This is a genomic window from Pseudanabaena sp. CCNP1317 (genome assembly GCF_034931345.1).
Lineage (GTDB): Bacteria > Cyanobacteriota > Cyanobacteriia > Pseudanabaenales > Pseudanabaenaceae > Pseudanabaena > Pseudanabaena galeata.
Genome location: NZ_JAYGIF010000174.1, coordinates 1 through 3754, shown reverse-complemented (window position 1 = coordinate 3754; position 3754 = coordinate 1). Strand labels below are relative to the sequence as shown.

The window sequence follows — 3754 nt, the reverse complement described above, 5'->3', positions numbered from 1 at the left end:
CAATCTATTCCATTTCCCTTGGAAGGTGCTATTTTAATCCCTCTTGATTCGGTATAGCTCAAATGTATGACTGGTCTATATTTGAAGGCTATCTTGCAGGTTTTTACACGTATCCTGTAGCTACCCCCTAGTGGCTTAATCTTGCCTGAGTTCACGACGGGCGGGATTCAAAGCCTCTGAAACCCTTTTAGGGATTGAAACTGCACGGCTGTTAGTTGAGTAATGGCTACGCCAATTTGTCTTTTGGCAATAGGCAATAACTAATATAGTCATCAACCGATGTATCAGCATTGTTTAGACACTGAGATAAACCCCATCTTCACCTGCTTACCATCCAGCCATTCCAGCTTATACGAGTAGTCAGATTATTTCAAAAAGTATCATTTGTTACAAATTTGACTTTGACACTACCTTGACATAAGAAACAAATAAATAATTCTTGATCGGATAAACCTCCCAAGGTGGAAGCGATACCTTCCTAAATTTGCAAGCTTTATGTAATATCCATCTACTCCTCATCTGACACTCATTTTTCTCATCTTTAATAGGCTTAGTCTTGAATTCAGCCCAATATTTCACCTGAGCAATTCCAATGAAAGTTAAGTACCTGAGAACATTGACCGCGATCGCCCTGTTAAGTGTTGGCACAGCGATCGCCTTAGCAAAGCCAGAATCGCTCCAAAAATCCCTATCGGAAGCGATCGCAGGTGAAGCCGCCTATGCCCAATCCACCTCTGTCGGTGGACCTCTCGCCAAAAAGTTGCAAGGTAAGCCTGTCGTTGTTGATATCTACGCTAGTTGGTGTGCTGCTTGCAAAAATGTTGCCCCAACCCTTTCCCAACTTAAACAACAATACGCAGGCAAAGTTCACTTTGTAGTGCTAGATGTATCAGATCGATCCAGCACAGCCAAATCAGAGGCGATCGCCAAAGAGCTAGGACTCAGCAATTTCTTTGCCGCCAATAAAACTCAAACAGGTTCTTTAACTATTGTCGATCCATCTTCAGGCAAAATCCTTTCGCAACACCGCAATAATGCTAATAAGTCTACCTATACCAAGGTCTTAGATGCAGCTTTGGCAAAAAGGTAAGACATTCTCGCTTACCCTCAACCCATTTATACCAAGTTACTGACATTACATTTACCTAACAATATTCTAAACAGGAAAGAACTACATGAAAATTAAGTATCTGGCTTCATTCGCAGCGATCGCACTCTTGAGTACGGGCGTATTTATTGCTTGCGCTACACCAGAAGCATCCAAAGACAATGCTGCTAGCACCACAACCACTACGGCAACTAAACCCGATCCTTGTGCTGCAAAATCTGCTGACCCTTGCGCCGCCAAGAAAGCCGATCCTTGTGCTGCAAAATCTGCTGACCCTTGTGCTGCCAAGAAAGCCGATCCTTGTGCTGCAAAATCTGCTGACCCTTGTGCTGCGAAGAAAGCTGACCCTTGTGCTGCAAAATCTGCCTCGGCCGCTTCTATTGGTGGACCTCTGGCGCAAAAGCTGCAAGGCAAGCCCGTTGTGGTTGATGTTTATGCTAGTTGGTGTTCTGCTTGCAAAAATATCGCCCCAACCGTCTCCGATCTAAAAAAGGAATATGAAGGTAAAGTGGAATTTGTGGTGCTAGATGTATCTGACAAATCCACCACGGCGGCAGCGGAAGCTACTGCTCAAGAGCTAGGACTGAGCAAATTTCTTGCCGAGAATAAAACCCAAACGGGATCTCTCACAATTGTCGATCCTGCCACGGGCAAAATCTTGGCTCAACATCGCAACAATGCCGACAAAATGGCTTACACCAAAGTTTTGGATGCTGCGCTGACAAAATAATCTCAAAAGCATTCCATTTGTCTAAGACAAATGGAATGCTTTTCATCATTCATCTCAGGAACCTTTTATGAACCACCTTCAGAAACCCGATCGCGATACCGATCTTGTTATGCAAACTACTACTACCAAAAAAAACAGCCCTAAAATACCTAAAAAATGGTTTGTTTTTGGAGGATTAGCACTTCTAGGGTTTGTACTCGCTCTATTAATTATTGACCCAGTATCTAAGGGACTGGAATATGCCATCTCTGTTGTGGAAAATCGCTATCAGGAATGGTTCGCGCAACAAGACACAGCTAATCCATTGGTACTGATGCCTCTCGCATTTATTGGTGGTTTGATTGCTAGTATTTCTCCCTGCATTCTTGCCATGCTGCCCCTCAATTTGAGTTATATCGGTACTCGCAACATTACCTCTCGCAAGGATGCCTTTATCAAAGCGGGAATGTTTGTACTTGGCAACGTAATTATTCTTAGCCTATTTGGATTAGTCTCTTCCTTCGCAGGATTTGTAATTGTGGAATATCGCGGTCACATTAATGTGGCTGTCGGAGCAATTATTTTAATCATGGGACTCGGTTTGTTGGGCTTGATTAAGATTCCTTTACCTCAAGTTAATGTTGGCGGAACTAATTTTGGTCCTTTTGGAGTTGGTTTAACCTACGCTTTGGTTAGTTCTCCCTGTGCTAGTCCTGTGCTGTTTGCAGTGATTGCGGCTTCGGCGGCAAGTGGTTCACAAGTTCTATCGGTATTGACGATGGTAAGTTATGCCTTGGGCTATACGATTGTGATCTTCTTATCTAGTTTGTTGACTGGTTTTGCCAAGCAAGCCAACCTGCTGATGAAATACTCGGAAGGAATCACCAAATTTGGAAGTATCGCGCTGATTTTGGCAGGAATTTACTATCTATTTGTAGGTGTACAGTGGTTTATTGGCGGTTAAGTTCTATTGGGAATTAATTAAGAATCTCAAGGATAGATATACATGGTAGAACAACTGGTAATTATTGGTTCAGGTCCCGCAGGTTATACGGCGGCAATCTATGCGGCTCGCGCTCAACTTGAACCTTTGATGTTTGAAGGATTTGCCGCAGGAGGTTTACCAGGTGGGCAATTGATGACCACTACCGAAGTGGAGAATTTCCCTGGATTTTCCAAAGGAATTCAAGGACCACAATTAATGAAGGAAATGCGCCAACAGGCTTTGCGATGGGGAACTAAGCTAATTACTGATGATGTGGTCAAAGTGGATTTTGGCGATCGCCCTTTTACGATCACATCTGACGATCTTGAGGTGAAAGCGAAAGCGGTGATTATTGCCACAGGAGCAACCGCCAAGCGCTTACATATCGAAGGGGAAACGCAATTTTGGAATAACGGCATTTCCGCCTGTGCAATTTGTGATGGTACAAATCCCTTATTTCAGAATGTGGAAATCGCGGTAGTTGGTGGTGGTGATTCGGCGGCGGAAGAGGCACTCTATTTAACCAAATATGCGAGTAAGGTGCATTTGCTAGTGCGTAGCGATCGCCTTCGTGCTTCTAAGGTAATGCAAGAGCGAGTTCTAAGCCATGACAAAATCCAAATCCATTGGCAAGTCTTACCGATAAGCGCCCAAGGTGATGATGTATTGCAAAGTATTCAGATTCAAGATCAGAAAGATCATGCTATTGCTGAATTACAAGTTGGTGGTCTGTTTTATGCGATCGGGCATACACCAAATACGCAGCTTTTTGCAGGTCAAATTGATTTAGATGAAAAAGGCTATATCAAAACCATTGATAAAACTACTATAGCGGTTTTCAAATGAGCAAGAGCAAGGTAAAATGGAGAGAAAATGCAAACAGGAAAAGCGTATTCACAGGATTTGAGAGAACGAGTAATCGCAGGGTATCAAAAAGGAAAAACCACGATGA

The 3754-nt window shown here is 43.3% G+C and carries 4 protein-coding genes and 1 pseudogene; 4 read left to right on the top strand and 1 reads right to left on the bottom strand.

Going from position 1 to position 3754, the window contains the following annotated elements:
- Positions 1–135: 135 nt before the first annotated feature.
- Complete coding sequence (locus VB775_RS26190; protein WP_323217165.1) at positions 136–273, bottom strand: hypothetical protein; 138 nt, start codon at positions 271–273, stop codon at positions 136–138.
- Between the two features lie 319 nt (positions 274–592).
- On the opposite strand from VB775_RS26190, the gene VB775_RS26185 reads away from it, so the two are divergent.
- From VB775_RS26185 to VB775_RS26170, 4 genes and pseudogenes are all read left to right on the top strand, one after another.
- Positions 593–1090, top strand: a complete 498-nt coding sequence (locus tag VB775_RS26185; protein WP_281009645.1) for a thioredoxin domain-containing protein — start codon at positions 593–595, stop codon at positions 1088–1090.
- An 85-nt stretch (positions 1091–1175) separates the two neighbouring features.
- Positions 1176–1838, top strand: a complete 663-nt coding sequence (locus VB775_RS26180) for a thioredoxin domain-containing protein (protein ID WP_281009644.1) — start codon at positions 1176–1178, stop codon at positions 1836–1838.
- Positions 1839–1947: 109 nt separating this feature from the next.
- The gene (locus VB775_RS26175; RefSeq protein ID WP_281009816.1) at positions 1948–2781 is read left to right on the top strand and encodes a cytochrome c biogenesis protein CcdA; all 834 of its coding nucleotides are present in this window, start codon (positions 1948–1950) and stop codon (positions 2779–2781) included.
- A gap of 36 nt (positions 2782–2817) precedes the next feature.
- Positions 2818–3615 (top strand): annotated as a pseudogene (locus tag VB775_RS26170) (FAD-dependent oxidoreductase); the annotation flags it as partial.
- Positions 3616–3754 lie beyond the last annotated feature (139 nt).